Source organism: Pseudomonas sp. ATCC 13867 (genome assembly GCF_000349845.1).
Classification (GTDB): domain Bacteria; phylum Pseudomonadota; class Gammaproteobacteria; order Pseudomonadales; family Pseudomonadaceae; genus Pseudomonas.
Genome location: NC_020829.1, coordinates 5,081,446 through 5,107,453 on the forward strand (window position 1 = coordinate 5,081,446; position 26,008 = coordinate 5,107,453).

General features: G+C 66.2%; 24 protein-coding genes and 1 riboswitch. Of the genes, 9 read left to right on the top strand and 15 right to left on the bottom strand.

What is annotated here, in order from left to right:
* Positions 1-30 precede the first annotated feature (30 nt).
* The 5 genes from fba to tkt form a co-directional block, all read right to left on the bottom strand.
* The gene (gene fba, locus H681_RS22765; RefSeq protein ID WP_015479249.1) at positions 31-1,095 is read right to left on the bottom strand and encodes a class II fructose-bisphosphate aldolase; all 1,065 of its coding nucleotides are present in this window, start codon (positions 1,093-1,095) and stop codon (positions 31-33) included.
* A gap of 104 nt (positions 1,096-1,199) precedes the next feature.
* Positions 1,200-1,535 (bottom strand): MliC family protein, encoded by a 336-nt coding sequence (locus tag H681_RS22770; protein WP_015479250.1) that lies wholly within the window; start codon positions 1,533-1,535, stop codon positions 1,200-1,202.
* A gap of 161 nt (positions 1,536-1,696) precedes the next feature.
* Positions 1,697-2,860 (bottom strand): phosphoglycerate kinase, encoded by a 1,164-nt coding sequence (locus tag H681_RS22775; protein ID WP_015479251.1) that lies wholly within the window; start codon positions 2,858-2,860, stop codon positions 1,697-1,699.
* 28 nt (positions 2,861-2,888) lie between these two features.
* The gene (gene epd / locus H681_RS22780; RefSeq protein WP_015479252.1) at positions 2,889-3,935 is read right to left on the bottom strand and encodes an erythrose-4-phosphate dehydrogenase; all 1,047 of its coding nucleotides are present in this window, start codon (positions 3,933-3,935) and stop codon (positions 2,889-2,891) included.
* A gap of 90 nt (positions 3,936-4,025) precedes the next feature.
* Entirely contained in the window at positions 4,026-6,023 is a 1,998-nt protein-coding gene (gene tkt / locus H681_RS22785; protein WP_015479253.1) for a transketolase, read from the bottom strand.
* Between the two features lie 226 nt (positions 6,024-6,249).
* Between tkt and H681_RS22790 the strand changes: the two genes are divergently transcribed.
* The 3 genes from H681_RS22790 (at position 6,250) to ligB (ending at position 10,645) form a co-directional block, all read left to right on the top strand.
* A complete protein-coding gene (locus H681_RS22790; protein ID WP_015479254.1) occupies positions 6,250-7,251 on the top strand; it encodes an ArsR/SmtB family transcription factor in 1,002 nt (333 codons plus the stop codon).
* Between the two features lie 17 nt (positions 7,252-7,268).
* Positions 7,269-8,459, top strand: coding sequence for a methionine adenosyltransferase (metK, locus tag H681_RS22795; protein WP_015479255.1), 1,191 nt, complete (start codon positions 7,269-7,271; stop codon positions 8,457-8,459).
* Positions 8,460-8,989: 530 nt separating this feature from the next.
* Positions 8,990-10,645, top strand: a complete 1,656-nt coding sequence (gene ligB / locus H681_RS22800) for an NAD-dependent DNA ligase LigB (RefSeq protein WP_015479256.1) — start codon at positions 8,990-8,992, stop codon at positions 10,643-10,645.
* Between the two features lie 68 nt (positions 10,646-10,713).
* Here ligB and H681_RS22805 read toward each other — a convergent pair whose 3' ends face one another.
* Positions 10,714-12,018 carry a ferredoxin reductase family protein gene (locus H681_RS22805; protein ID WP_015479257.1) on the bottom strand — a complete coding sequence of 435 codons (1,305 nt, stop codon included), beginning with the start codon at positions 12,016-12,018 and terminating at the stop codon, positions 10,714-10,716.
* A 175-nt stretch (positions 12,019-12,193) separates the two neighbouring features.
* Here H681_RS22805 and H681_RS22810 point away from each other — a divergent pair, with 175 nt between their 5' ends.
* Positions 12,194-12,937: a metallophosphoesterase family protein gene (locus H681_RS22810; RefSeq protein ID WP_015479258.1), complete on the top strand. Its 744-nt coding sequence runs from the start codon at positions 12,194-12,196 to the stop codon at positions 12,935-12,937.
* A gap of 3 nt (positions 12,938-12,940) precedes the next feature.
* On the opposite strand, the gene H681_RS22815 is transcribed toward H681_RS22810, so the two are convergent.
* Positions 12,941-13,909, bottom strand: coding sequence for an alpha/beta hydrolase family esterase (locus H681_RS22815; protein ID WP_015479259.1), 969 nt, complete (start codon positions 13,907-13,909; stop codon positions 12,941-12,943).
* Positions 13,910-14,067: 158 nt separating this feature from the next.
* On the opposite strand from H681_RS22815, the gene H681_RS22820 reads away from it, so the two are divergent.
* Positions 14,068-14,442 (top strand): DUF1090 domain-containing protein, encoded by a 375-nt coding sequence (locus H681_RS22820; protein WP_015479260.1) that lies wholly within the window; start codon positions 14,068-14,070, stop codon positions 14,440-14,442.
* Between the two features lie 167 nt (positions 14,443-14,609).
* Here the strand turns inward: H681_RS22820 and H681_RS22825 are convergent, their stop codons facing one another.
* The 3 genes from H681_RS22825 to H681_RS22835 form a co-directional block, all read right to left on the bottom strand.
* A complete protein-coding gene (locus H681_RS22825; RefSeq protein ID WP_015479261.1) occupies positions 14,610-15,077 on the bottom strand; it encodes a c-type cytochrome in 468 nt (155 codons plus the stop codon).
* A 144-nt stretch (positions 15,078-15,221) separates the two neighbouring features.
* Positions 15,222-15,608: an MAPEG family protein gene (locus H681_RS22830; RefSeq protein ID WP_015479262.1), complete on the bottom strand. Its 387-nt coding sequence runs from the start codon at positions 15,606-15,608 to the stop codon at positions 15,222-15,224.
* Positions 15,609-15,709: 101 nt separating this feature from the next.
* Positions 15,710-16,540, bottom strand: coding sequence for an EamA family transporter (locus H681_RS22835; protein ID WP_015479263.1), 831 nt, complete (start codon positions 16,538-16,540; stop codon positions 15,710-15,712).
* A 146-nt stretch (positions 16,541-16,686) separates the two neighbouring features.
* Here H681_RS22835 and H681_RS22840 point away from each other — a divergent pair, with 146 nt between their 5' ends.
* Both H681_RS22840 and H681_RS22845 read left to right on the top strand, forming a co-directional pair.
* Positions 16,687-17,301, top strand: a complete 615-nt coding sequence (locus tag H681_RS22840) for a LemA family protein (RefSeq protein ID WP_015479264.1) — start codon at positions 16,687-16,689, stop codon at positions 17,299-17,301.
* On the top strand, positions 17,298-18,290 hold the full coding sequence (locus tag H681_RS22845; RefSeq protein ID WP_015479265.1) for a TPM domain-containing protein: 993 nt from the start codon (positions 17,298-17,300) through the stop codon (positions 18,288-18,290). Before H681_RS22840 ends, H681_RS22845 begins: the two co-directional genes overlap by 4 nt.
* A 19-nt stretch (positions 18,291-18,309) precedes the next feature.
* Here H681_RS22845 and H681_RS22850 read toward each other — a convergent pair whose 3' ends face one another.
* The 5 genes from H681_RS22850 to gcvA form a co-directional block, all read right to left on the bottom strand.
* Complete coding sequence (locus tag H681_RS22850) at positions 18,310-19,086, bottom strand: ABC transporter ATP-binding protein (protein WP_015479266.1); 777 nt, start codon at positions 19,084-19,086, stop codon at positions 18,310-18,312.
* Positions 19,086-19,892, bottom strand: a complete 807-nt coding sequence (locus H681_RS22855) for an ABC transporter permease (protein WP_015479267.1) — start codon at positions 19,890-19,892, stop codon at positions 19,086-19,088. The genes H681_RS22850 and H681_RS22855 overlap by 1 nt, the downstream gene beginning before the upstream one ends.
* Before the next feature lie 67 nt (positions 19,893-19,959).
* Positions 19,960-20,967 (bottom strand): ABC transporter substrate-binding protein, encoded by a 1,008-nt coding sequence (locus tag H681_RS22860; RefSeq protein WP_015479268.1) that lies wholly within the window; start codon positions 20,965-20,967, stop codon positions 19,960-19,962.
* Between the two features lie 165 nt (positions 20,968-21,132).
* A complete protein-coding gene (locus H681_RS22865; RefSeq protein ID WP_015479269.1) occupies positions 21,133-21,540 on the bottom strand; it encodes an acyl-CoA thioesterase in 408 nt (135 codons plus the stop codon).
* A gap of 306 nt (positions 21,541-21,846) precedes the next feature.
* Positions 21,847-22,755, bottom strand: a complete 909-nt coding sequence (gcvA, locus tag H681_RS22870; RefSeq protein ID WP_015479270.1) for a transcriptional regulator GcvA — start codon at positions 22,753-22,755, stop codon at positions 21,847-21,849.
* A 225-nt stretch (positions 22,756-22,980) separates the two neighbouring features.
* Here gcvA and H681_RS22875 point away from each other — a divergent pair, with 225 nt between their 5' ends.
* Entirely contained in the window at positions 22,981-24,162 is a 1,182-nt protein-coding gene (locus H681_RS22875) for an acyl-CoA dehydrogenase (protein WP_015479271.1), read from the top strand.
* Positions 24,163-24,272: 110 nt separating this feature from the next.
* Positions 24,273-25,496 carry a CaiB/BaiF CoA transferase family protein gene (locus H681_RS22880; RefSeq protein WP_015479272.1) on the top strand — a complete coding sequence of 408 codons (1,224 nt, stop codon included), beginning with the start codon at positions 24,273-24,275 and terminating at the stop codon, positions 25,494-25,496.
* A 335-nt stretch (positions 25,497-25,831) separates the two neighbouring features.
* A riboswitch (S-adenosyl-L-homocysteine riboswitch) is annotated at positions 25,832-26,005 on the top strand.
* Positions 26,006-26,008 lie beyond the last annotated feature (3 nt).

A 26,008-nucleotide genomic window follows, 5' to 3' on the forward strand; every position in this document is an offset into this window, starting at 1 on the left:
GGGGCGGGGCTCTTCGGAAGCGGGCCGGAATCAGTTGATCTTCGCTTCCAGCTCACCCTTGGCGTAACGCTGGAACATGCCTTCCAGGGAGATCGGCTTGATCTTGGAGGCGTGGCCGGCGGTGCCGAAGGCTTCGTAGCGGGCGATGCAGACATCGCGCATGGCTTCGACGGTCTTGGCGAAGTATTTGCGCGGGTCAAACTCGCTGGGGTTCTTCGCCAGGAAGCGACGGATGGCGCCAGTGGAGGCCAGGCGCAGGTCGGTGTCGATGTTGACCTTGCGCACGCCGTACTTGATGCCTTCGACGATTTCCTCGACCGGCACGCCGTAGGTTTCCGGGATCTCGCCGCCGAACTCGTTGATGATCGCCAGCCAGTCCTGCGGGACGGAGGACGAACCGTGCATCACCAGGTGGGTACCCGGAATGCGCGCATGGATCGCCTTGATGCGGTCGATGGCGAGGATGTCGCCGGTCGGCGGCTTGGTGAACTTGTAGGCGCCGTGGCTGGTGCCGATGGCGATGGCCAGGGCGTCGACCTGGGTCTGCTTGACGAAGTCGGCGGCTTCTTCCGGGTCGGTCAGCAACTGGCTGTGGTCCAGCACGCCTTCCGCGCCAACGCCGTCTTCCTCGCCGGCCATGCCGGTTTCCAGGGAGCCCAGGCAGCCCAGCTCACCTTCCACGGACACGCCGCAGGCGTGGGCGAAGGCAACGGTCTGCTGGGTCACGCGGACGTTGTACTCGTAGTCGGCCGGGGTCTTGCCGTCTTCCTTCAGCGAGCCGTCCATCATCACCGAGCTGAAGCCCAGCTGGATGGAGCGCTGGCAGACGTCAGGGCTGGTGCCGTGGTCCTGGTGCATGCACACCGGGATGTGCGGGAATTCTTCGATGGCCGCGAGGATCAGGTGGCGCAGGAAGGGCGCACCGGCGTATTTGCGAGCACCGGCGGAGGCCTGCACGATCACCGGAGAATCGGTCTTGTCGGCCGCTTCCATGATGGCGCGCATCTGCTCGAGGTTGTTGACGTTGAAGGCCGGAACGCCATAGCCGAACTCGGCGGCGTGATCCAGCATTTGGCGCATGCTGATGAGTGCCATGATTTTTGCTTCTCCCAGAAGTCGGGCTCGTTCAGTTGTTCAAAAGCCTGCCCCAGGGGCAGGCGGTGTTCAAGTGCCCAGGCCGTGGCCGGACAGTCGGCGCGTCAGCGCGCCTTGCAACCTCGGCCGATGAGATCGTTGCTCTCGACCCAGTAGATCAATCCCTGCTCGCCGGTAATGCTGAATCCGACCAGTCCGTCACTATAGAAAGCGCCGGATCCGCCGGGTTCCTCCTCCAGGTGATGAACCACGTCATCCTCACCCAGGCGAAGGTCGACCACCGACCTGCTGGCATCCACGTAACGCCAGATGACTTCAGCCTGGCTGTCGCAGGTCCAGCGACTCCAGCCGGACGCCTTGCCGCCGGCGCCACCGGACGAATGGCTCGAACATCCCGCCAGCAGTGACAGTGCGAGGGCCGGGACAACATAACGCAGCATCGGGCAACTCCCCCTTGAGGCGGCATCCCCGCCGAGTATCCAATACGCCAGCTTGCCCGCCCCAGTGCTGGAGCGCCAGCGCCGCCCACGATCAGACGAGGGCGGCGCTGTACGGATGGGAGCGCACCGACGAAGCGTCGCCGCTCTCGTCGGCGAATGCCTCAGGCCTTGGCGCGCTGCTCCAGCACTTCGACGGCCGGCAGGACCTTGCCCTCGACGAACTCGAGGAAGGCGCCGCCACCGGTGGAAATGTAGGAGATCTGCTCGCCGATGCCATACTTGTCGATGGCAGCCAGGGTGTCGCCACCACCGGCGATGCTGAAGGCGGAGCCTTCGGCGATGGCCTTGGCCAGGGTTTTGGTGCCTTCGCCGAACTGGTCGAACTCGAACACGCCGACCGGGCCGTTCCACAGGATGGTCTTGGAGGTCTTGAGCAGCTCGGCGAACTGGGCGGCGGTCTTCGGACCGATGTCCAGGATCATGTCGTCGTCGGCCACGTCAGCGATGTCCTTGACGGTGGCGACGGCAGTCTCGGCGAATTCCTTGGCAACCACGACATCCACCGGCAGCGGCACGCTGACCTTGGCGGCGATGGCCTTGGCGGTATCGACCAGGTCGGCTTCGTACAGCGACTTGCCGACCTTGTGGCCCGCCGCAGCGAGGAAGGTGTTGGCGATGCCGCCGCCGACGATCAGTTGGTCGCAGATCAGCGCCAGGCTGTTGAGCACGTCGAGCTTGGTGGACACCTTGGAGCCGGCAACGATGGCGGCCATCGGGCGCGCCGGGTTGCCCAGGGCCTTGCCCAGGGCTTCCAGCTCGGCGGCCAGCAGCGGGCCGGCCGCGGCAACCTTGGCGAACCTGGCCACGCCGTGGGTCGAACCCTCGGCCCGGTGGGCGGTGCCGAAGGCGTCCATGACGAACACGTCGCACAAGGCGGCGTATTGCTGGGCCAGTTCGTCGGCGTTCTTCTTCTCGCCCTTGTTGAAGCGCACGTTCTCGAACAGCACGACTTCACCCGGCTTCACGTCGACGCCGCCCAGGTAGTCCTTGACCAGCGGCACGGTGCGGCCCAGGGCCTTGGACAGGTAGTCGGCGACCGGCTGCAGGCTGTTCTCCGCGGAGAACTCGCCCTCGGTCGGGCGGCCCAGGTGCGAGCAGACCATCACCGCCGCGCCCTTCTCCAGGGCCAGCTTGATGGTCGGCAGCGAGGCCAGGATGCGCGCGTCGCTCTTGACCACACCGTCCTTCACCGGAACGTTGAGGTCTTCGCGGATCAGCACGCGCTTACCTTGGAGGTCGAGGTCGGTCATCTTCAACACGGTCATGACAGTCAGTCCTGTTGGGGCTGTTTGATTAACGTTCGGTAGCGGCGACCCGCAGGAAATGCCCTGCGGTGTCGAGCATGCGGTTGGCGAACCCCCACTCGTTGTCGAACCAGGCCAGCACGTTCACCAGCCGGGGGCCGGAAACGCGGGTCTGGCTGCCATCGACGATGGCCGAGTGCGGGTCGTGGTTGAAATCGCAGCTGGCGTGGGGCAATTCGGTATACGCCAGCAGACCTTTCAGCGGGCCTTCGGTGGCGGCCTGGCGCAGCACGCGGTTGATCTCCTCGGCGGACGTGTCGCGGGAGACCTGCAGGGTGATGTCCAGCGCCGAGACGTTCACCGTCGGCACCCGAATGGCTTTGGCCTGGATTCGCCCGGCGAGTTCCGGCAGCAGGCGCTCGATGCCCCGCGCCAGCCCCGTGGACACCGGGATCACCGACTGGAAGGCCGAGCGCGTGCGGCGCAGGTCTTCGTGGTGATAGGCGTCGATCACCGGCTGGTCGTTCATCGCCGAGTGGATGGTGGTGATCGAGACGTACTCGATGCCCACGGCCTCGTTCAGCAGCTTGAGCAGCGGCACGCTGCAGTTGGTGGTGCAGGAGGCGTTGGAGACCAGCCTCTCGGCGCCGGCCAGGCCCTGCTGGTTGATGCCGAAGACCACGGTGGCATCGATGTCCGTCTCGCTGGCCATCGGCTGGGAGAACAGCACGCGCGGCGCACCGGCGGCCAGGAAGCGTTCGCCATCGGCACGGGTGTGGTAGACGCCGGAGCACTCCAGCACCAGGTCAACGTCCAGCGCGCGCCAGTCGATGGCTTCGGGCGTCGCCTCGCGGAACACCTTCACGCAATCGCCGCCGACGTGCAGGCAGCCGTCGGCCACGCTCACTTCGCCGGGGAAGCGGCCGTGGGTGGAGTCGAAGCGGGTCAGGTATTCCAGGCTGGCGAGGTCGGCCAGGTCGTTCAGCGCGACGATGGAGAAATCAGCCTTCGCGCGGCGCTCGTGCAGGGCACGGAACACACAGCGGCCGATGCGGCCGTAGCCGTTGAGGGCAACTCGGTAAGGGCGCTTGGACATTGTTATCCCTTGTCGATCTTCGTAGGAGCGAGCTTGCTCGCGAACCGAGCAAAACCCTTCGCGAGCAAGCTCGCTCCTACAAGAGCCGGATCAGGCGTCGAGCAGCTCGGCAGCCACTTCCAGCAGGTTTTCGACGGTGAAGCCGAAGTGCTCGAAGAGGGCGGCGGCCGGGGCCGATTCGCCGAAGGTGGTCATGCCGATCACGCGGCCTTCCAGACCCACGTACTTGTACCAGTAGTCGGCGTGGGCGGCTTCGATGGCGATGCGCGCACCGACCTGCACCGGCAGTACGGCCTGCTTGTAGCCGGCGTCCTGCTGGTCGAAGACGCTGGTGGACGGCATGGAAACCACGCGCACCTTGCGACCTTCGGCGCTGAGCTTGTCGAAGGCCTGCACGGCCAGGCCGACTTCGGAGCCGGTGGCGATCAGGATCAGTTCCGGCTCGCCGTCGCAGTCCTTGAGCACGTAGCCACCACGGGCGACATCCGCCAGCTGGCCGGCGTCGCGGGGCTGGTGCGGCAGGTTCTGGCGGGAGAACACCAGAGCGGACGGACCGTCGGCGCGCTCGATGGCGTACTTCCAGGCCACCGCGGATTCCACGGCATCGGCCGGGCGCCAGGTGTCCAGGTTCGGGGTCAGGCGCAGGCTGGCCAGTTGCTCGATCGGCTGGTGGGTCGGGCCGTCTTCGCCCAGACCGATGGAGTCGTGGGTGAACACGTACAGCACGCGCTGCTTCATCAGGGCGGACATGCGCACCGCGTTGCGGGCGTATTCCATGAAGATCAGGAAGGTCGCGCCGTAGGGAATGAAGCCGCCGTGCAGGGCGACGCCGTTCATGATGGCGCTCATGCCGAACTCGCGCACACCGTAGAACATGTAGTTGCCGCTGGCGTCGGCGGCGCTCACGCCCTTGCAGCCCTTCCACAGGGTCAGGTTGGAGCCGGCCAGGTCGGCCGAGCCGCCGAGAAACTCCGGCAGCAGCGGGCCGAAGGCGTTCAGCGCGTTCTGGCTGGCCTTGCGGCTGGCGATGGTCTCACCCTTGGTGGCAACGTCGGCGACATAGGCCGCGGCCTTCTCGGCGAAGTCGGCCGGCAGCTCGCCGGCGACACGGCGCAGGAACTCGGCAGCCAGTTCCGGGTGCGCGGCCTGGTAGGCGGCGAAGCGCTGGTTCCATTCGCTCTCGTGGCTGGCGCCGGCTTCCTTGGCGCTCCACTCGGCGTAGATCTCGGCCGGGACTTCGAAGGGACCGTGGTTCCAGCCCAGCGCGGCGCGGGTGGCGGCGATTTCGTCGTTGCCCAGCGGAGCGCCGTGGCACTCTTCCTTGCCCTGCTTGTTCGGCGAACCGAAGCCGATCACGGTCTTGCAGCAGATCAGGGTCGGGGCGTCGCTCTTGCGGGCGGTTTCGATGGCGGTCTTGATCTCGTCGGCGTCATGCCCGTCGACATTGCGGATCACCTGCCAGCCGTAGGCTTCGAAGCGCTTGGGGGTGTCGTCGGTGAACCAGCCTTCGACTTCGCCGTCGATGGAGATGCCGTTGTCGTCGTAGAAGGCGACCAGCTTGTTCAGGCGCAGGGTGCCGGCCAGCGAAGCCACCTCGTGGGAGATGCCCTCCATCATGCAGCCGTCGCCCAGGAAGGCGTAGGTGTAGTGGTCGACGATGGCATGACCGTCGCGGTTGAACTGCGCGCCCAGCACCTTCTCGGCCAGCGCCATGCCCACGGCGTTGGCGATGCCCTGGCCCAGCGGGCCGGTGGTGGTCTCGACGCCAGCGGTGTAGCCGTATTCCGGGTGGCCCGGGGTGCGCGAGTTGAGCTGACGGAAATTCTTCAGGTCATCGACGGTGACGTCGTAGCCGGTGAGGTGCAGCAGCGAGTAGATCAGCATCGAGCCGTGGCCGTTGGACAGCACGAAGCGGTCGCGATCGGCCCATTGCGGGTTGCCCGGGTTGTGCTTGAGGTAGTCGCGCCAGAGCACTTCGGCGATATCCGCCATGCCCATCGGGGCGCCTGGATGGCCGCTGTTGGCTTTCTGCACGGCGTCCATGCTCAGTGCGCGGATGGCATTGGCTCGCTCACGACGGCTGGGCATCGCTGAATCTCCTGCGGGGGCTGCTTCGAAACTTCGAAGGGAATGAAAAAAGGCCGGTATTTTCGCCCAGCCGGGCCCCGTGGGGCAATGACAGATCGGCAGAAGCCTGATGCAGAGCATCCGAGCGGGCCGGGCAACTGATCAAAAACCGCTCATCCGTCAATATCAAAACTTTTTGATACAGCTATTGCCCCACCCTGCAAGCCACGACTAGACTGCGCGACCTATGAGCCTGCGCCTGCCCGAAATCCGCCACGACGACTGCGACCAGCTGGCCGCCCTGTGCAAGGCCGGCGGCGATCCGCTGCGGCTGAACGTGCTGCGCGCCCTGACCAACGACTCGTTCGGCGTGCTGGAACTGGCGCATATCTTCGGCACCCGCCAGTCGGGCATGAGCCACCACTTGAAGGTGCTGGCCCAGGCCGGCCTGGTGGCCACCCGCCGCGAAGGCAACGCGATCTTCTATCGCCGCGCCCTGCCCCAGGCCGAGAGCCTTGGCGGCACGCTGCACGGCGCGCTGCTCGAAGAGGTCGACGGCCTGGAGCTGCCGGAGGATGTCAGCGAGCGCATTGTCAGCGTGCACGCCCAGCGCGCCGCCGTGAGCCGCGACTACTTCGCCCGCAGCGCGGAGAAGTTCCAGGCCACGCAGGACCTGATCGCGGGCCTTCCGCAATACCGCGAAAGCGTACTGGCGCTGCTCGACGCGCTGAGCTTCGCCCCCGGTGCCACGGCGCTGGAAGTCGGTCCCGGCGACGGCGGATTCATCCCCGAGCTGGCCCGGCGCTTCAATGAGGTCACCGCGCTGGACAACAGCGAGGCGATGCTCGACATGGCGCGGCAGCGTTGCGCCAGCGAAGGTTTGAACAACGTCCGGCTGCGGCTGGCCGATGCCCTGCAGGACGCCGACGACGCGGCGGACTGCGTGGTGCTGAACATGGTGCTGCATCATTTCGCGGCGCCGGCGGAAGCGCTGAAACAGCTGGCGAACCTGGTGAAACCCGGTGGCAGCCTGCTGGTGACGGAGCTCTGCAGCCACGACCAGAGTTGGGCCAGGGAGGCCTGTGGCGATCTCTGGCTGGGGTTCGAACAGGACGACCTGGCCCGTTGGGCCGATTCCGCGGGGCTCGCGCCCGGCGAAAGTTTGTACATTGGTTTACGTAATGGCTTTCAGATCCAGGTACGGCACTTCGCCAAACCGGATTCGCGAAGCGTCCTCACCCACCGGTAAATGATAGGAACCGTTAGATGAGCGAATACTCGATCTTCACCTCTGAATCCGTCTCCGAAGGCCATCCGGACAAGATCGCGGACCAGATTTCCGATGCGGTGCTCGACGCCATCATCGCCAAGGACAAGTACGCCCGCGTGGCCTGCGAAACCCTGGTGAAGACCGGTGTGGCGATCATCGCCGGCGAAGTCACCACCTCCGCCTGGGTCGACCTGGAAGAGCTGGTGCGCAAGGTCATCATCGACATCGGCTACAACAGCTCCGAAGTCGGCTTCGACGGCGCCACCTGCGGCGTGCTGAACATCATCGGCAAGCAGTCGGTGGACATCAACCAGGGCGTCGACCGCGCCAAGCCGGAAGACCAGGGCGCCGGCGACCAGGGCCTGATGTTCGGCTACGCCAGCAACGAAACCGACGTGCTGATGCCCGCGCCGATCTGCTTCTCCCACCGGCTGGTGGAGCGCCAGGCCGAAGCCCGCAAGTCCGGCCTGCTGCCGTGGCTGCGCCCGGATGCGAAATCCCAGGTCACCTGCCGCTACGAAGGCGGCAAGGTCGTCGGCATCGACGCCATCGTCCTGTCCACCCAGCACAACCCGGAGGTCAGCTACAAGGACCTGCGCGAAGGCGTGATGGAGCTGATCATCAAGCACGTGCTGCCGGCCGAGCTGCTGCACAAGGACACCCAGTTCCACATCAACCCGACCGGCAACTTCGTGATCGGCGGCCCGGTGGGCGACTGCGGCCTGACCGGCCGCAAGATCATCGTCGACTCCTACGGCGGCATGGCCCGTCACGGCGGCGGCGCGTTCTCCGGCAAGGACCCGTCCAAGGTCGACCGTTCCGCTGCCTACGCCGGTCGCTACGTGGCCAAGAACATCGTTGCCGCCGGCCTGGCCGAGCGTTGCGAGATCCAGGTGTCCTACGCCATCGGCGTGGCCCAGCCGACCTCCATCTCGGTCAACACCTTCGGTACCGGCAAGATCAGCGACGAGAAGATCGTCCAGCTGGTCCGCGAGCACTTCGACCTGCGTCCGTACGCGATCACCACGATGCTTGACCTGCTGCACCCGATGTACCAGCCGACCGCGGCCTACGGCCACTTCGGTCGCAACCCGTTCGAAATGACCTACGGCGAGGACACCTTCACCGCCTTCACCTGGGAGCGCACCGACAAGGCCGCCGCCCTGCGTGACGCCGCCGGCCTGTAAGGTCCGGTAGCAGGAAAAGTCCCGCCTCGGCGGTAATGCTGTTCACTTAAGAAAAACGCCGCGACTCCTTTGCCAGGATCGCGGCGTTTCTTTGCTCCGCAGGTCGCCTCAAGCGGAGATTTTGAATGGGTTGTTCCCTCTGTGGCTCTGAAAAAGGAACAAAAAACCGATACCAGAGCACCTGGTATCGGTTTATCGGAGCTCGCGATTGTCCACTAAATGCTTAAGTGAACAGCATTACGCCTCGGCGGGGCTTTTTCGTTTCTGCTGGGAGGCCTATCGCGGACGGAGTCCGCTCCTGCGAAACGCAATCTGGCGTTTTCCTGTAAGCGAGCTTGCTCGCGAAGCGCACGGCACGACACAAGACGCCGGTTGGCGCCAACCCCCAACGTCTGAAAAGCCCTGCACCCGCGGGCGAGCTCATTTCCAGCGTCCGACACACCACGCCGAATAATCCGCGCCCACCTCGGCGTCGCCCACCACGAGCCGCTTCTAGGCTGACGGACTCCCCCGCAGCACGGACGCTCGCCATGCCACGCCTGATCCTCGCCCTACTGCTTTGCCCGCCGCTTGCCACCTACGCCTGTACCGAACGGACACGCGACGAGATACATGCCCTGCAAGCCCAACTGGCGCAGTGGGACGACGCCTACCACCGGCAGGGGACCTCTCCTGTCGCGGACGAGCTGTACGACCAGGCCCGCGAGCGGCTGCGGCAGTGGCAGTCCTGTCATCCACAAATCCCCACAGCCACGGATGCGCCCCTGGCCAGCAGCGCCGGCGACGTCCGCCACCCGGTCGCCCACACCGGGCTCGACAAGCTCCCCAATGCCGCCGCCGTACGCGCCTGGCTGACGAACCGCAGCGACCTCTGGGTGCAGCCCAAGGTCGATGGCGTTGCGGTCACCCTGGTCTACCAGGAGGGGCGGCTGCACCAGGCGATCAGCCGTGGCGATGGCCTCACGGGACAGGACTGGACGGCCAATGCCCGGCAGGTGCCCGCGATTCCCCGGCAGTTACCCGGTGAACACGGCCGGCTGGTGCTGCAGGGCGAGTTGTACTGGCGCCTGCCGGACCACGTGCAGGCCCGCCAGGGCGGCCTGGGGGCGCGCGGCAAGGTTGCCGGGCTGATGGCGCGCAAGTCGCTCGGCAACGAGGGCGAGCGGATCGGCCTGTTCGTCTGGGAGCTTCCCGACGGTCCTCTGGACATGCCGGCGCGCCAGCAGCGTCTGCGGCAATTGGGCTTTTCCGACAGCGCCGAGCGGACGGAGCCCGTCAGCGGATTCGCCGAGATCGAAGCCTGGCGCGAACGCTGGTACAAGCAGCCGCTGCCCTTCGCCAGCGACGGCATCGTCATTCGTCAGGGCCACCGCCCTCCGGGCCGCAGCTGGAGCGCACAGGCACCGGGCTGGGCGGTGGCCTGGAAGTACCCGTATCAACAGGCGTTGGCCGAAGTTCGCCGGGTGGAGTTCAAGGTCGGACGCAGTGGTCGGGTCACGCCGGTGCTGCACCTGGCGCCGGTGGAACTGGACGGACGCAGTATCCAGCGCGTCAGCAGCGGTTCCCTGAAGCGCTGGCGCAACCTCGACGTCCGTCCCGGCGACCAGGTCGCCGTCACCCTCGCCGGCCTGACCATCCCGCGCCTGGACGGCGTGGTCTGGCGCTCGCCCACGCGCGCCGACGTTGCCGCACCGCTGGACGGGCAGTACAGCGCCCTGACCTGCTGGCACGCAACGCCCGATTGCCGGCAGCAGTTCCTTGCCCGGCTGGAGTGGCTGAGCGGCAAGGGAGGGCTCGCACTCTCCGGAGTGGGACCGGGGACCTGGCGGCAGCTCGACGAGGCCGGGCTGCTGGCGGGGCTGCTCGACTGGCTACTCCTGACACCCGGGCAATTGCTCGCGGTACCCGGCCTGGGCGAGCGCAGTGCGGCGAACCTGCACCGACAGTTCCAACTGGCGCGCCAGCGGCCCTTCGCGACCTGGCTGCGCGCCCTCGGCGTCCCCTCCGCCGACGCCCTGCCGCCCGACGAAGACTGGGCCGCCCTGGCCCAACGCAGTGCGGAGCAATGGCAGGCCCGCCCTGGGATCGGCACGGTTCGCGGCGTACAACTGGAGCGGTTCTTCCACACAACGGACGTCGTGCAGCTGCAACAGCAACTGCACGACGTCGGCATCGCCGGTTTCTAGTGGCCTGTACGGTTAATTCGGCAATTGAAGTTCGAGTGCCGAATTAGCCACACAGGCCACCAGGTGCCTCAGCGCATCTGGAAGGCTTCCTGGTGGAAGCGGTTGCGCGGCATGCCCTGGCGGCGCAGGTCGCGCCGCAGCAGCTCGGCCAAGCCCTGCGGGCCGCAGAACCAGACGCTCGGCCAGCGGCCTTGCGGTCCGGGTTGCAGTTCGAGGTCGGCGGCCTGCAAATAGCCTTCGCTTTCGCTGTAATGCACGCGCAGGTCAATGCGTGGCAGCTTCGCGCACAACTCGCGCAAACGCCCCGCGTAGATGGCGTCGGAAGGGGAACGCACACAGTACAGCAGCGTCACCTCGGGGCAGTCGTCGCACCGCTCCTGCAGGGACTCGAGCCAGGCCAGGAACGGTGTGATGCCGATCCCGCCGGCGATCCACACCTGGCGCCCGCCCTTGTCGCGGCGGAAATCGAAGCGACCATAGGGCCCCTCCACGCTCACCGGGTCGCCGACCCGCAGACTGTCCTGCAGGCGCTGCGTGTAGTCCCCCAGCGCCTTGATGCTGAAGCGCACCTCGCCATTGCCCCGGTCGGCGCAGGACAGGGTGAAGGGATGCTGCCCTTCCAGCCGATCGCAGGTCAGGAAGGCGAACTGCCCGGCGCGATGCCGCCAGCGCCCCTTCAGCTTGCAGGTGACCTCGAGCATGCGTTCGCCGGGACGCTCGACCGCCACCACGACACCCTCATGGGTGTGCTTGCGGCCGATCCGCCCGCTCAGGGACCAGGCCGCGCAGACGCTGCCCACGAGCGCACAGAGCGCCACCAGCCAACCGATCGGCTGCGACCAGTAACCCGCCGGCGCCAGCACCACGCCGTGGAAGGCCAGCACCAGATAGACCACCGCGAGGGTTTTGTGCACGTAGCGCCACAGGCGGTAGGGGAAACGCTGCCAGAGCGTGATCACCAGCATCACCGCCAGCAGCCAGGCGGACCATTCGCCCAGGTCCTTGGCCGAACCGCGGAAGACGTCGAGGAAGGTCTCCACCCGTGGCCCCTTGGCCGGCTTGGCGATGAACTTCGCCAGCAACGGCCCGCCCAGCTCCATCAGGTAGTGCGCAAGCCCCAGCACGATGGCGAGAATACCCGCCCACTTGTGCGCCTGGTACATGCGGTCCAGCCCGTCCAGCGGCCGCTCCAGCCAGGCCGGGCGCACCGCCAGCAGCATGATCAGCGACATCAGGGCGAATGCCGCGACGCCTGTGAAGAGAATCGCCTGCTTGCGGATGACCCAGATGTCCAGGGTGGACGGAGGGTCGAGGAACAGGGCCAGGCCGAAGGCCGCCGCGACGGCGGCCAGGATGATCCAGATGAGTTTCATGGGGTCCTCCCAGACTGCTTTTCCAGGCGGAAACTGAAGGATTCCTCTGAATCATCCCTTAATTTGGCAGGACAATTTCTGCCTGGCCGGCCATGCCATGACCCAGGTCAAGGACTGGGCAATAGCGACACGCCGCGCGCAGAATGAACACCTCACCGATACCCCGTGACCGACCATGCGCCTGCGTATCCTCTCCGACCTCCACCACGAACACTTCCCCGGCGGCCGCGAACTGCCCGAGGCGGCCGCCGACCTGGTGATCCTCGCCGGCGATATCCATGAGCACCTGCAGGGGCTGCACTGGGCCCGCGAGGCATTTCCCGAGACGGAGATCGTCTACGTCGCCGGCAACCACGAGTTCTACCACTCCGACCTGCCGGAACTGACCCAGGCCATGCGCAACCTGGCGCGCGCGCTGGATATCCATTTCCTGGAAAACGATGCCGTGGTCCTCGGCGATGTGCGCGTGCTCGGCGCCACCCTGTGGACCGACTTCCAGCTCTATGGCGAACGTGGGGCGCAGCTTGCCGTGGAGCAGGCGCTGCTGCTGATGCCGGACTTCCGCTGCGTGGATTACTTCACCCAGCCCTTTACCCCGGAAATGAGCCGGGACCTTTGCGAAGCCTCCTGCGAATGGCTGGCGGCGAAACTGGCGCAGCCCTTTGCCGGCCGCACCGTGGTGGTCACCCATCACGCGCCCTGCGGACGCTCGATTCCCGAGCCCTACGTCGGCGACAGCCTGTCGCCGGCCTTCGCCTCGAACCTCGAATCCCTGGTGGAGCGTTGCGACCTGTGGGTGCATGGGCATGTCCACGAGCGCCAGGACTACCGCATCGGCAATGCCCGGGTCGTGGCCAATCCCGGCGCCTATCCGGGGGAGGACAGCGGCTTCGATCCCTGCTGGGTGATCGACCTCTGACTCTCAGTGCGGCAGTTCGCTGAAGAACCGCCAGATCTCCGCCGGACCATCCAGCTCCGGGTCAGCCCGCCCGAACAGACGCGGCGGGCGATACACCGACTGCGACAGCAGATGTCCGCCGCCGTGCACCGTCACCAGCTCCACCGGCGCCGAGCCGGCGGCGTTCCAGCGTTGCCGCTCCGTCCAGACCGGCCCGATCGAGGTCAACCGGTCCCGGCTGGGCTCACCGCTCTGGCCATTGCGGCGCGCCAGCGCCAGCGCGGATTCCTCCGCCGACAGCACCCTGCCCCGGTTGCCGAAGCCGAACAGCGTCACCACGCCGCCGGCGTAGGGATTGATCGGGTCACGCGTGCCATTCATCAGCAAGGTCGCCTTGGGCTGCTGCGCGGGCCGACAGGCATCGTTGTCCGCACTCGGCAGGCTGGCGGCAATCGCGGCCACGCCGTCGACCTTGTCGGCGGCCTCGGCCGCCATGCGCAGCGCCATCTGCCCGCCATTGGAGTAGCCGACGACGAAGACGCGCGCGGGATCGACCCCGCGCGCGCGCTGCAGGCGCTCGATCATGATCGAGAGGAAGCCGACGTCATCGATATTCAGGCGCCGCGCGCTGTAGGCCGCGGCTTTTCGGCAATCGTTCCAGTGCCCCTCGACCCCATCGGGGTAGAGCACCAGGAAACCGTCGCGGTCCGCCAGCGCATCGAAGCGATAGCCGCTGTCGCGGCGCATCCGCTCGCCGTTGCTCCGGGAGCCGTGCAGCACCACCAGCAATGCCGGGCGCTCGGCGAGCTGGCGCGGCGCATAGAGCACGTAGCTGCGGCGCCGTTCGCCTACGCGGATCGAGGAATCCTCGCTGGTTCCCCCCAGCGCGGGGCGTTGCCGCAACTCTCCCGGCAGGTACCACCAGGCCCCGACCAGCAGTGCCAGCACAAGCAACCCGATGAGTCCCTGCACGACGCGAATCGCCATACCCATCCCGCCTCTCCTCGCCCGCCTTGCGGGCTTCGTGAACGTCGGCCATGTTCCAGGACATCCCTCGCGACGCCACTCCATGACACACTCTAGCCGTCGCATGCGAACGTCTTAGTGTTTGGTAACCAAGGATTCCGAAAATGTTCCGAAGCTCTGCTCTGATGGCCGCCCTTCTCGCTCTCGGCTGTGCCTCGCCACTGCTCGCCGGCGAGGCGCCCAGGCCGCTGACCGGCTGTGCCGCCAAGCAGGACGCTATCGAGCGCCAGCTCGAAGAAGCCAAGGCCCAGGGCAACCGCAACCGGGTCGCCGGTCTGCAGACAGCCCTGGAAAAGGTGAAGACCTACTGCACCGATGGCAGCCTGACGCAGGAACGCAAGCAGCGCGTGCTGGAGGCCGAGAAGGAAGTCGCCCAACGCGAGAAGGACTTGCGCAAGGCCCTGAACCAGGGCAACGCCGAGAAGGTCGACACGCGCAAGAACAAGCTGGCCGAAGCACGCGCGGAGCTGGAGCAGGCCAAGCGCGAACTGGAGGAGTGAACCAATACGGGTAGGAACGAGCTTGCTCGCGTTGCGAGGTGGTTCGCGAGCAAGCTCGCTCCTACAAGGTCAAAGGTCCCTCACCCCTGAGGGAGAGGACGGGGTGAGGGAAGCGCAGGCGGGGATTAACCCGGTAGAAGACAGCTGCTCCTACGGGAAATGCCGCGTCAGAGTGCGCGGAATTTCTTGTGGCAGGCTTCGCAGGCGTCTTCCACCGCGGCGAAGTCCTTGCGTACGCCCTCGGGCGTCGGCGCGGCGTTGCGGGTATTGTCGCCGAGGGCACGGACGGCCTGCTCGAAGGTCTTGGCGTCGGCCTGGAACTCCAGCTGGCGCTGCCAGATTTCGGCCTTGGCGCGGGTGTCGTCGCTTTCCACCTTGTCCGCCGGCGGCTGGGTGGTGGGGAAATACTGCCAGGGCTTGTCGGCCAGCTCGCCGAGCTTGGTCGAATTCGCACGGAACTTGTCCGCGTCGAAGGGAATCCGCCCGCGCAGCATGCCGCCCATGTCCTCGCTGGTCTTGAGCATCTCCTTGAACACCGCCTGACGCTTGTACTCCGGCGAGTTGGGATCCAGGCGATGGCAACCGGCGAGCGCCGCGCCAGCGAGCAGCAGAACGAGCAGGGTCTTCAACTTCATGGGGGACTCTTGTAGGACGGCCAAACACGGAAGCGCCGGATTATCCGCCCCGATGTCCGAATGATCCAGACCACGCCGGAGCGACTGCGGCCATCCGCCGCAGCCGCGTACCTTTCGTTCAGCCGCCGTTCAGGCGCACCCAGGTCAGGCCGAAACGACGAAGATCGCGATGATCAGGCCCATGCCGAGGAACCACACCAGCGAGCGCAGCAGCGCCAGATCGGCGACGTAGAAGATCAGGTAGAGCAGACGGCTGGTGACCCAGGCAATGGCCAGGCGGTCGATGGTGGCAGGCTCGGCGTTGTTCACCAGGTAGGCGATGATCACCGCCGCGGCGAAGGCCGGGGTGACCTCGAAGCTGTTCATCTGGAAGGCGTTGGCGCGCTTGCGGTAGCCCTCCAGGGTGGCGAGGAAGGTGCGCGGGTCGTGGTTCTGCCGGGGGCCGAAGCCGCCACCGGTGAACTTGGCGAGGCTGGTACCGACGTAGGGCAGGAAGATCGCGATCAGGACGCACCAGAAGGCAATGGGCATGGCAAATGTCTCGTCGGGGGAGAAAGCACGCAGCTTAGGTCATCGTCCCACGCCGCGTCCTTGACCGGCTGGGCGATACGCCCCGTAGCGCGGGCCAATCCTCACAGCTTCATCACCAGCATGCCCGCCAGCACCAGACTGCACGCCGCCAGGCGCGGCAGGCCAAAGGGCTCCTTGAGGAAGCGCATGCCGAACAGCACCACCAGCAGCACGCTGGTTTCGCGCAACGCGGCAGCCTCGGCGATGGAACCCAGTTGCATGGCCCAGAGCACCAGCCCGTAGCTGAGCAGCACGCAGAAGCCGACGCTCAGGCCGAGCTTCCAGTCGTTGATCCAGAACCTGGCGAAGGCCCGCGTTCGCCCGACCAGCGCCACCAGCGGGAATGGCAGACCGGACAGCAGCGACAGCCAGACCAGGTAGTCCAGCGGCTTGGGCCAGAGCTTCAGCGCGTTGCCGTCGGTCCAGGTGTAGCTGCCGATGCACAGCCCCATCAGCAGCACGACGGGATAGGCAATCCACGGCAGCCGCGCGCCACCGCCGCCCTTGAGCAGGAACAGCATGCCGACGGGAATCAGCAGGATGCCGAGGATCTGCTTGTCGGTCAGGTGCTCGCCGCCGAAGTACAGGGTCAGCGCCAGCACCACCAGCGGCGACAGTCCGCGCATCAGCGGATAGACCAGCCCGAGGTCGCCGACCTTGTAGGCCTGGATCAGCAGCACCCGGTAGACCAACTGCAGCGACACGGCAGCCAGCAGCCAGGGCCAGACCTCGGCGGGCGGAATCTCGATCCAGGGCAGCAGGGCCAGTCCGGCGATCAAGCCGACCATGTCCATGCAGGCCACCACCAGCAGGCGGTCATTGCTGAATTTGACGAGGGTGTTCCAGGTGGCGTGCAGCAGGGCGGCCAGCAGCACCAGGGTAGTGGCGAGCACGAAAACGAACTCCTGGTATAGACCAGCTCGATTCTACCCCGAGCGACCCCGTGGCCGGCAAGCGCCAGCTGTTTCGGACATTTCCATCTGACTCTTCAGCCGGAACTGGCCTAGACTGGGGCTTTTCGCCAGCACGAGCACCTGCCATGCCACGCCTGTTCAAATTCCTGACTGCTTACATCCTCGTCTCCCTTCTTTCCGGCTGCGGCTACAACGCCATGCAGGCCGGCGACGAACAGGTGAAGGCCGCCTGGTCCGAAGTGCTCAACCAGTACCAGCGTCGCGCGGACCTGATTCCCAACCTGGTCAGCACCGTAAAGGGCTACGCCTCCCATGAAGCCACCGTACTGACCCAGGTGACCGAGGCCCGCGCCAAGGTTGGCAGCACCACGCTCAACGCCGACCAGCTCGGCGACGAGGCCGCCGTGAAGCGCTTCCAGCAAGCCCAGGGCGAACTCAGCTCGGCGCTCTCGCGCCTGCTGGTGGTCACCGAGAACTACCCGCAGCTCAAGGCCGACGGCCTGTTCAAGGACCTGCTGACCCAGCTCGAAGGCACCGAGAACCGCATCACCGTCGCCCGTGGCCGCTACGTGAAGGCCGTGCAGGAGTACAACGTGATGATTCGCCAGTTCCCCCAGGTGATCACTGCGAAGATCTTCGGCTACCAGCCCAAGGCCAACTTCAGCGTGGAGAACGAAGCCGCCATCTCCACCGCGCCTAAAGTGGACTTCGGCAACGCGCCGGCGCAGCCCGCGCAATGACCCTGCCGCGCTGGCTGCTGGCCGCCCTGCTGCTGTGCTGGGCGACCGTGCTGCAGGCGGCGCCGGTCGCCATCCCGCCACTCAGCGCCCGCGTCACCGACCTCACCCAGACCCTCGACGCGGGCCAGCGCGCACAGCTGGAGAGCCAGCTCGCCGGCCTGGAGCAACGCAAGGGCGCGCAAATCGCCGTGCTGCTGATCCCCAGCACCGGCGAGGACAGCATCGAGGACTACGCGGTCCGCGCCTTCGAACAGTGGAAGCTGGGCCGCAAGGGCGTGGACGACGGCGTGCTGCTGGTGGTCGCCAAGAACGACCGCACGCTGCGCATCGAAGTCGGCTACGGCCTGGAAGGCACCATCACCGACGTGCAGGCCGGGCGCATCATCCGCGACACCATAGTCCCGCACTTCAAGACCGGCGACTTCGCCGGCGGCATCCAGGCCGGCGTGGACAGCCTGGTCGCGCTGATTGAACCGCCAGCGGCGGCCCCTGCCGAACCCGATGAGAGCGCAGCGGACCAGTTGCCGCAGACGGGCCCGGTGACGGGCTACAGCGACGCCTACTCCAACCGTAACGCCAGCGCCGCCGGGGAAATCCCGCCCGCGCGCCTGCTCGGCCTGCTCGCCCTGCTGATCGGTGTGCCGCTGCTCTGCCTGCTGTTCCCGGTGCAGTGGCTGCGCCAGCGCAGCATGGGCCGCTACCTGCTGTGCAGCGCGCTGGTCGGCGGCGTCGCCTCGGCGGTACTGCTGTTCAGCGAAGCCAACCCCGAAGCCCTGCAGCAACAGATGATCGGTTCCTTCTCGATTCCGCTGGTGCTGTACATCTTCTTCCTGCCGCCGATGTGGCTGACCTCGGGCGTACTGCAACTGCTGCTGATGATCATCAGCTCGATCGGCCGTGGCGGCGGTGGGCGTGGGGGCGGCGGAGGCGGTGGCTTCCGTGGCGGCGGTGGCTCCAGCGGCGGCGGCGGTGCCTCCGGCCGCTGGTAAGCCCATGCACGCTTGAGAATTACAGGGCGGCGACGCCCTGTTCTTCCTCGCGGATCGAACGCAGCACCTGGCGCTGCAGGTCGATGAACTCGGCGCTGGCGGCCATGTCCTCGTGGCGCGGACGACCGAGCTTCACGTCGAAGGTGGTCTTGATCCGCCCAGGGCCCAGGCCCATCACCACGATGCGGTCGGACAGATAAACCGCCTCTTCCACGTCATGGGTGACGAACATCACCGTCAGCCGGTGGGTTTCCCAGATGCGCGTGAGCAACTCCTGCATCTGGTGGCGGGTCATCGCATCCAACGCACCGAAGGGCTCGTCCATCAGCAGGATCTTCGGCCGGTAGGACAGCGCACGGGCAATCGCCACGCGCTGCTTCATGCCGCCGGACAACTCGTTCGGATAGGCCTCGGCGAACTTCGTCAGCTTCACCAGCGCCAGGTGCTCGTCGGCGATCTCGCGGCACTGCGCGCGGGACAGGCCGGCCGCCTTCAGGGCGAACTCGACGTTCTGCCGCGCGGTGAGCCACGGCAGCAGGGTGTAGGACTGGAACACCACGCCACGGTCCAGGCCGGGGCCTGCGATCGGCACGCCGTCCACCTTCACGCTGCCGCTGTCGAACTCCTCCAGGCCGGCGGCGATGGACAGCAGCGTGCTCTTGCCGCAGCCCGAGGTGCCGACGATGGAGACGAACTCGTTGTCCGCCAGGGTCAGGTCGATCGTGCGCAGCACCTCGCGGCGCTCCTTGCCGACCGCGAAGCTCTTGTTCAGGCCGGAGATTTCCAGGGTCGCCATCAGCTGCGCCTCCGGTTGTAGCGGAACAGGACCTTCTCGCCGGCGCGCATGGCCTGGTCGGTGACCAGCCCGAGGAAGCCCAGCAGAAGGATGTAGCCGATGATGGTGTCGGTCTGGAAGAAGCGCTGGGACACGGTGATGCGGTAGCCCAGGCCGGAGGTGGCGGCCACCAGTTCGGCCAGCACCAGCCAGGTCCAGGCCCAGCCGAGGCTGATCCGCAGGGCGTCCCAGATACCCGGCAGCGCGCTGGGCAGGACGATCCTCAGGAGGATGCGGCGGTCCGGCATGCCGAGGGTGCGGCCGAGGCCGACGAAATCCGCCGGCACCCGCTTGATGGCGTCCATCACCATCAGCACCTGCTGGAAGAAGGTGCCGATCCAGATGATGAGGAATTTCTGGAAGTCACTGGTACCGGCCCAGAGGATGGTCAGCGGGACGAAGGCGACCACCGGCATGTAGCGCACGAAGTCCACCAGCGGCTCGGTGGCGGCCTTCCAGAAGCCGTAGCAGCCGGCGAACACGCCGATCACGATGGACATCGCCGAGGACACCAGGAAGGCCACGGCGATGCGGTACACGCTGACCTTCAGGTCCGACCACAGGGTGCCGTCGGCGGCCAGCTTGAGCATGCGCGCCCAGACGTCGCCGGGCGCCGGCAGGAAGATCTTCGGCACCGCGCCGCTGGCGCCGGCCAGCCACCAGAGCAGCGCCAGCAGGACGAACACGGCGCCGCCGATGAGCAGGAAGTGGCGCTGCGCGATCGGCTTGCCGATGGTGAACAGCGGGTTGGATTTGCGGGCTTTCATGTCGGGCTCGTCGAACGGAGAAAGACGCGCGCCGGCTCAGGGCCGGCGCGCAGGGTGTTTCAGAGGATCAGAGCGCCTCGACGAAGCGCGCGTCGATGGCCTGCGCCGGGGTGACCGGCTGCTGGAGGATGCCGGCTTCGCTGGCGGCCTTCTGGATGTGCTCGAAGGAACCCTTCTGGAAGGCGCCCTTCAGCTCGGCCTGGTTTTCCTTCACCGAGTAGAAGTGCACGCCGTCGAAGGCACTGGTCAGCTCGGACTCGTCGGCGCCCACGCCCTTGGCGATGGCGGCGCGGCCTTCGGCGCCCTTCTCGTTGTAGTGCGCAAGACCGGCTTCCCAGCTCTTGATCAGCGCCAGCACCTGGCCGGGACGCTCCTTCAGGACCTCATCGCGCACCACGAACACGTCGCTGATGATGCCCGGATCATCCGAGCCCTTGTACAGCAGGTTGACCTTGGGGTTCTGCTGCTTGGCGGCGGACAGGTAAGGCTCGTAGGTCACGGCGGCCGGGACTTGCCCTGCAATCAACGCGCTGCCGGCGTTGGCGGCGGGCATCGGCACCGGCTGCACGTCGGCGATGGTCAGGCCGGCCTTGCGCAGGGCGCTGTGCAGGAGGATGTCGCTGGTGGTGCCTTCTTCGTAGGCGACCTGCTTGCCCTTGAGGTCGGCCAGGGTCTTGATCGACGGATCGACGATCAGCGCATCGGCGCTGGTGCTCTGGTCCAGCAGCAGGACGATCTTCACCGGCAGGCCGGCGGCGACCATTGCCATCGCGGTATGGGTGGCGAGGTTGCCACCGTCGATCTGGCCGCTGGCCAGGGCGGCGTTCATGTCCTTGTCTTCGGTGAAGTTGACCAGCTCGACCTGCTCCAGGCCGTTGGCCTTGAAGGCGCCGGTCTGCTCGGCGACATACCACTGGCCGTAGCCCAGCCAGGGCTGCATGCCCATCTTGAAGGTGCCGGCCTCGGGCTTGGTGTCGGCCTTGATCGGCGCGGCGTGCGCGGCGCCGGCCAGCAACAGGCTGGCGCAGGTGGCCACGGCCAGGTGGCGCAGCGCGGAGGCGAAGGTGGTGTGCATGGTCTCTCCCCGGTCATTGTTTTGCAGATACAGGTCCTGCTGGAGCGGCGGGGAGGCTGCGTCGGCCCGGGCCCGCCGTGGGCGGGCACAGGCTCACATCGTATCGACGCAAATGCAAAGGTTTTCGCCGCGCTCCGGGCCCGCAGGGAAAGATGCCGGAACCGCTCAGGGCTGCGGAATGGCGTCGTCCTTGAACTGGTCCTTGATGTACTTGATCTCGGTACGGCCGTGGGGCGCCGGCTGTCCGTCTGGACCGATGTTGACGAAGACCATCTTGTCCACCGTGAGGATGCTCTTGCGGGTGATCTTGTTGCGCACTTCGCAGGTCAGGGTGATCGAGGTGCGGCCGAACTCGGTGGCGGTGATGCCCAGTTCGATGATGTCGCCCTGGCGTGCGGAACTGACGAAGTTGATCTCGGAGATGAACTTGGTGACCACGCGCTGGTTGCCCAACTGGACGATGGCGTAGATCGCCGCTTCTTCGTCGATCCACTTCAGAAGGCTACCGCCGAACAGGGTGCCGTTCGGGTTGAGGTCTTCGGGTTTTACCCATTTGCGGGTGTGGAAATTCATGTGAACTCCTTGGAGGTTGCACCTTGTGGGCGCGATGACGGGGAAGCCCCGCCGACTATGCAAGTCTGGACCCGGCCGGCGCCAGGCACCTTGCCATGACTCAGAGCCTCTTCAACATCTTGCGAGCTAGAGCAGAACAAGGCGCAACGACCAGCGGGAGTAACAGCCGAAGGCTGGCCCGAAGGGTGAGCGCCAGCGAATCAAACAGGCTGAAAAAGCGGAGTTTACGTTCTGTAAATGAGCATTTTCATCGGACTCGCGCTCGAGACTGTTTCCAACGCAGTTATGCCGACGCGCAGCAGATGTTCAGCCGAGGCCGGCTTCGGCTCGGTACCTGGCCGCCTCGTCGACCAGCCAGTCGCGGAAAGCGCCCAGGGTCGCCGATTCCACCTTGCGCTCGGGAATCATCAGGTAATAGGCATTTTCGCTCAAATAGGCATGTTGCATCGGCACGATCAGTCTTCCATCGGCCAGCTCGTGCTGGATCAGCATCGGCGGGATCAGCGCCACGCCCATGCCATGCATCGCCGCCTGGGCGAGCATGGAGAACAGCTCGTAGCGGGTGCCGCTCATGTCGTGCGCCACGCTCATGCCCAGCGACCCGAACCACTGGCGCCAGGCGTAGGGCCGGGTGGTCTGCTGCATCAGCGGCAACTCGGCGATCTGCGCCGCCGACAGCGCCATGCGCCCACCCAGCAGCTCCGGGCTGCACACCGGCACCGGGTTCTCGTGCATGAGGAAGTTGGCCACCGTACCGGACCACGCGCCATCGCCGAAATACAGCGCGGCGTCGAACTCGGTGTCGGCGAAGAGGAAGGGCCGGGTGCGGTTGGTCAGGTTGACCGTGATTTCCGGGTGCAGGCGCTTGAAGTCCTTCAGCCGCGGCAGCAGCCACTGGGTGGCGAAGGTCGGCACCACCGCCAGTTCCAGCGTACCGCCGCCCTGCTGACCCATCACCGCCAGGGTGTCGCGCTCCACGGCATCCAGGCGCTGGGCGACGCGGCGGCTGTAGTTGAGCCCCGCCTCGGTCAGCTTCACCCCGCGCCGCGAGCGGCGGAACAGCTCGACACCGAGGAACTCCTCCAGCGCGGCGATCTGCCGGCAAATGGCGCTCTGGGTCAGCGACAGCTCGTCGGCAGCCTTGGTGAAACTCTCGTGGCGGGCGGCGGATTCGAAGGCGACCAACGCCGCGGTGGTCGGAATCTTGCGTCGCATCGAATGCCTCTTCGGAATATCGTGATGCACAGGATTCGCTGCGAATGCCTTAAACATAGGCATAAGCGTGGAGCAGCACATCAATCATGCAATTACGGAGTGACAAAATAGCACAACAGCGTGCGAATTAGTCGGTTGCCCGGCTTCCCGACGGCTGACTAGGATGGCCCACACCGCACCCGCCTAGACTTGTCGGGTCCTTCATTGTCTGTTCGAGGTTCTCCAATGGCCACCAAAGCAAGCTTCAACTGGGAAGATCCGCTGCTGCTGGATCAGCAACTCACCGAAGAAGAGCGCATGGTGCGCGACAGCGCCTACCAGTTCGCCCAGGACAAGCTGGCCACCCGCGTGCTGGAAGCCTTCCGCCACGAGCAGACCGACCCGGCGATCTTCCGCGAGATGGGCGAGACCGGCCTGCTCGGCGCGACCATCCCCACCGAATACGGCGGCAGCGGCCTGAACTATGTGTGCTACGGCCTGATCGCCCGTGAAGTCGAGCGTGTCGACTCCGGCTACCGCTCCATGATGAGCGTGCAGTCCTCCCTGGTGATGGTGCCGATCAACGAGTTCGGCAACGAAGCCACCAAGCAGAAATACCTGCCGAAACTGGCCAGCGGCGAATATATCGGCTGCTTCGGCCTGACCGAGCCGAACCACGGCTCCGATCCGGGCTCGCTGATCACCCGCGCCCGCAAGGTCGACGGCGGCTACCGCCTGACCGGCAACAAGATGTGGATCACCAACAGCCCGATCGCCGACGTCTTCGTGGTCTGGGCCAAGGATGACGAAGGCCAGATCCGCGGCTTCGTCCTCGAGAAGGGCTGGGAAGGCCTGTCCGCACCGGCGATCCACGGCAAGGTCGGCCTGCGCGCCTCCATCACCGGCGAGATCGTGATGGACAACGTGTTCGTCCCCGAAGAGAACGCCTTCCCCGAAGTGCGCGGGCTGCGTGGCCCGTTCACCTGCCTGAACTCCGCCCGCTACGGCATCTCCTGGGGCGCCCTGGGTGCCGCCGAAGCCTGCTGGCACACCGCTCGCCAGTACACCCTGGACCGCAAGCAGTTCGGCCGCCCGCTGGCCGCCAACCAGCTGATCCAGAAGAAGCTGGCCGACATGCAGACCGAGATCACCCTCGCCCTGCAAGGCTGCCTGCGCCTGGGCCGGATGAAGGACGAAGGCACCGCCGCCGTCGAAATCACCTCGATCATGAAGCGCAACAGCTGCGGCAAGGCCCTGGACATCGCCCGCATGGCCCGCGACATGCTGGGCGGCAACGGCATCTCCGACGAGTTCGGCGTGGCCCGCCACCTGGTCAACCTGGAAGTGGTGAACACCTATGAAGGTACTCACGACGTCCACGCGCTGATTCTCGGCCGCGCCCAGACCGGCATCCAGGCGTTCTTCTAAAGCCAATGCCCCGCCTGTAGGAGCCAGCTTGCTGGCGATCGGTGAATCACCGGCTTCGCGAGCAAGCTCGCTCCTACAAAGTGCTCGTCACCCAGCAAAGGAATCCCGCGATGTCCGGTGCCCTTTCCCATATCCGCGTCCTCGACCTCTCCCGCGTACTCGCCGGCCCCTGGGCCGGGCAGATCCTCGCCGACCTCGGCGCCGAGGTGATCAAGATCGAGCGCCCGGAACTCGGCGACGACACCCGCCACTGGGGCCCGCCGTTCCTCAAGGACGCCGACGGGCGCGACACCAGCGAGGCGGCCTACTTCCTGTCGGCCAACCGCAACAAGAAGTCCGTCACCGTCGACTTCACCCAGCCGGAAGGCCAACGCATCGTCCGCGAACTGGCGGCGAAATCCGACGTGGTGCTGGAAAACTTCAAGGTCGGCGGCCTCAAGGCCTATGGTCTGGATTACGAATCGCTGAAGCAGATCAACCCGAAGCTGATCTACTGCTCGATCACCGGCTTCGGCCAGAGCGGGCCCTACGCCAAGCGCCCGGGCTACGACTTCATGATCCAGGCCCTCGGCGGCCTGATGAGCGTCACCGGCCGCTCCGAGCATGAGGAAGGCGCGGGTCCGGTGAAGGTCGGCGTGGCGCTGACCGACATCCTCACCGGCCTGTACTCCTCCACCGCCGTGCTCGCCGCCCTCGCCCATCGCGACGTCAGCGGCATCGGCCAGCACATCGACATGGCCCTGCTCGACGTACAGGTCGCCTGCCTGGCCAACCAGACCCTGAACTACCTGACCACCGGCATCCCGCCGCGCCGGCTGGGCAACGCGCACCCGAACATCGTGCCGTACCAGGACTTCCCGACCGCGGATGGCGACTTCATCCTCACCGTCGGCAACGACGGGCAGTTCCGCAAGTTCGCCGAACTGGCCGGCCACCCCGAGTGGGCCGACGACGAGCGCTTCGCCACCAACAAGGCGCGGGTCGCCAACCGCGACGTGCTGATCCCGCTGATCCGCCAGTCCACGGTGATGCGCACCACCGCCGAATGGATCGAGATCCTCGAGCGCGCCAGCGTGCCGTGCGGCCCGATCAACGACCTGTCGCAGGTCTTCGCCGACCCGCAGGTGATCGCCCGCCAGTTGCGCGTGGACCTGCCGCATCCGCTGGCCGGCAGCGTGCCGCAGGTGGCCAGCCCGATCCGCCTGTCCGAAACGCCGGTTGAATACCGCAACGCCCCGCCGACCCTCGGCCAGCACACGGCGGAAATTCTCGAAGGCGTGCTCGGGCTCGACGGTGCCGCGCAAGTGAAACTGCGGGAAAGCAAAGTGATCTGACAGACTGTTCGCCCCCTTGCGAACGATCAGCCCGGCTTTCCCAAGGCCGGTTCTTGCGCCACGGGTAGTCACGGCCCCGTGGCGTATTTTTTTGTTTCCCCCGACGCCGATCCCTGCAGGAGCCAGCTTGCTGGCGAAAGGAGCTTCGCGAGCAATCTGGCTCCTGCAGGTTTGTGGCCGCGTACGATCTGTGCTCGGGCGCAGGAGCGTCCGCCGGTGTGTGGGATCGAGCAGTTCCCCTTCCTAGCAGATCAATGGCCAACGCCAGGCTTGGGCGATCCCGCCGACGCCGCTATAATCGCCCCTTCAAGCGGCCGTCCGGCCGCTCCCGCCTTCCGTTCGAGGGGCGCTGCAGCAGGCTAGCGCCTGTTTCGGATCTTGTAGGCCGCAGAGTTTTTTCTGCGCCGCCCGAGCAGATCCGAATCAGGCTCCACCTGTCAGGCTCGAACGGAGCGCGCTCACAGGGCCGTTTCCCCGCCCTGTCAACGCACCAACGGCGCCCATTCGCACAC

Bases quoted from the DNA above. Each gene is read 5' to 3' on its own strand.
- fba (WP_015479249.1), bottom strand. From the start codon at position 1,095: ATGGCACTCATCAGCATGCGCCAAATGCTGGATCACGCCGCCGAGTTC.
- H681_RS22770 (WP_015479250.1), bottom strand. From the start codon at position 1,535: ATGCTGCGTTATGTTGTCCCGGCCCTCGCACTGTCACTGCTGGCGGGA.
- H681_RS22775 (WP_015479251.1), bottom strand. From the start codon at position 2,860: ATGACCGTGTTGAAGATGACCGACCTCGACCTCCAAGGTAAGCGCGTG.
- epd (WP_015479252.1), bottom strand. From the start codon at position 3,935: ATGTCCAAGCGCCCTTACCGAGTTGCCCTCAACGGCTACGGCCGCATC.
- tkt (WP_015479253.1), bottom strand. From the start codon at position 6,023: ATGCCCAGCCGTCGTGAGCGAGCCAATGCCATCCGCGCACTGAGCATG.
- H681_RS22790 (WP_015479254.1), top strand. From the start codon at position 6,250: ATGAGCCTGCGCCTGCCCGAAATCCGCCACGACGACTGCGACCAGCTG.
- metK (WP_015479255.1), top strand. From the start codon at position 7,269: ATGAGCGAATACTCGATCTTCACCTCTGAATCCGTCTCCGAAGGCCAT.
- ligB (WP_015479256.1), top strand. From the start codon at position 8,990: ATGCCACGCCTGATCCTCGCCCTACTGCTTTGCCCGCCGCTTGCCACC.
- H681_RS22805 (WP_015479257.1), bottom strand. From the start codon at position 12,018: ATGAAACTCATCTGGATCATCCTGGCCGCCGTCGCGGCGGCCTTCGGC.
- H681_RS22810 (WP_015479258.1), top strand. From the start codon at position 12,194: ATGCGCCTGCGTATCCTCTCCGACCTCCACCACGAACACTTCCCCGGC.
- H681_RS22815 (WP_015479259.1), bottom strand. From the start codon at position 13,909: ATGGGTATGGCGATTCGCGTCGTGCAGGGACTCATCGGGTTGCTTGTG.
- H681_RS22820 (WP_015479260.1), top strand. From the start codon at position 14,068: ATGGCCGCCCTTCTCGCTCTCGGCTGTGCCTCGCCACTGCTCGCCGGC.
- H681_RS22825 (WP_015479261.1), bottom strand. From the start codon at position 15,077: ATGAAGTTGAAGACCCTGCTCGTTCTGCTGCTCGCTGGCGCGGCGCTC.
- H681_RS22830 (WP_015479262.1), bottom strand. From the start codon at position 15,608: ATGCCCATTGCCTTCTGGTGCGTCCTGATCGCGATCTTCCTGCCCTAC.
- H681_RS22840 (WP_015479264.1), top strand. From the start codon at position 16,687: ATGCCACGCCTGTTCAAATTCCTGACTGCTTACATCCTCGTCTCCCTT.
- H681_RS22845 (WP_015479265.1), top strand. From the start codon at position 17,298: ATGACCCTGCCGCGCTGGCTGCTGGCCGCCCTGCTGCTGTGCTGGGCG.
- H681_RS22850 (WP_015479266.1), bottom strand. From the start codon at position 19,086: ATGGCGACCCTGGAAATCTCCGGCCTGAACAAGAGCTTCGCGGTCGGC.
- H681_RS22855 (WP_015479267.1), bottom strand. From the start codon at position 19,892: ATGAAAGCCCGCAAATCCAACCCGCTGTTCACCATCGGCAAGCCGATC.
- H681_RS22860 (WP_015479268.1), bottom strand. From the start codon at position 20,967: ATGCACACCACCTTCGCCTCCGCGCTGCGCCACCTGGCCGTGGCCACC.
- H681_RS22865 (WP_015479269.1), bottom strand. From the start codon at position 21,540: ATGAATTTCCACACCCGCAAATGGGTAAAACCCGAAGACCTCAACCCG.
- gcvA (WP_015479270.1), bottom strand. From the start codon at position 22,755: ATGCGACGCAAGATTCCGACCACCGCGGCGTTGGTCGCCTTCGAATCC.
- H681_RS22875 (WP_015479271.1), top strand. From the start codon at position 22,981: ATGGCCACCAAAGCAAGCTTCAACTGGGAAGATCCGCTGCTGCTGGAT.
- H681_RS22880 (WP_015479272.1), top strand. From the start codon at position 24,273: ATGTCCGGTGCCCTTTCCCATATCCGCGTCCTCGACCTCTCCCGCGTA.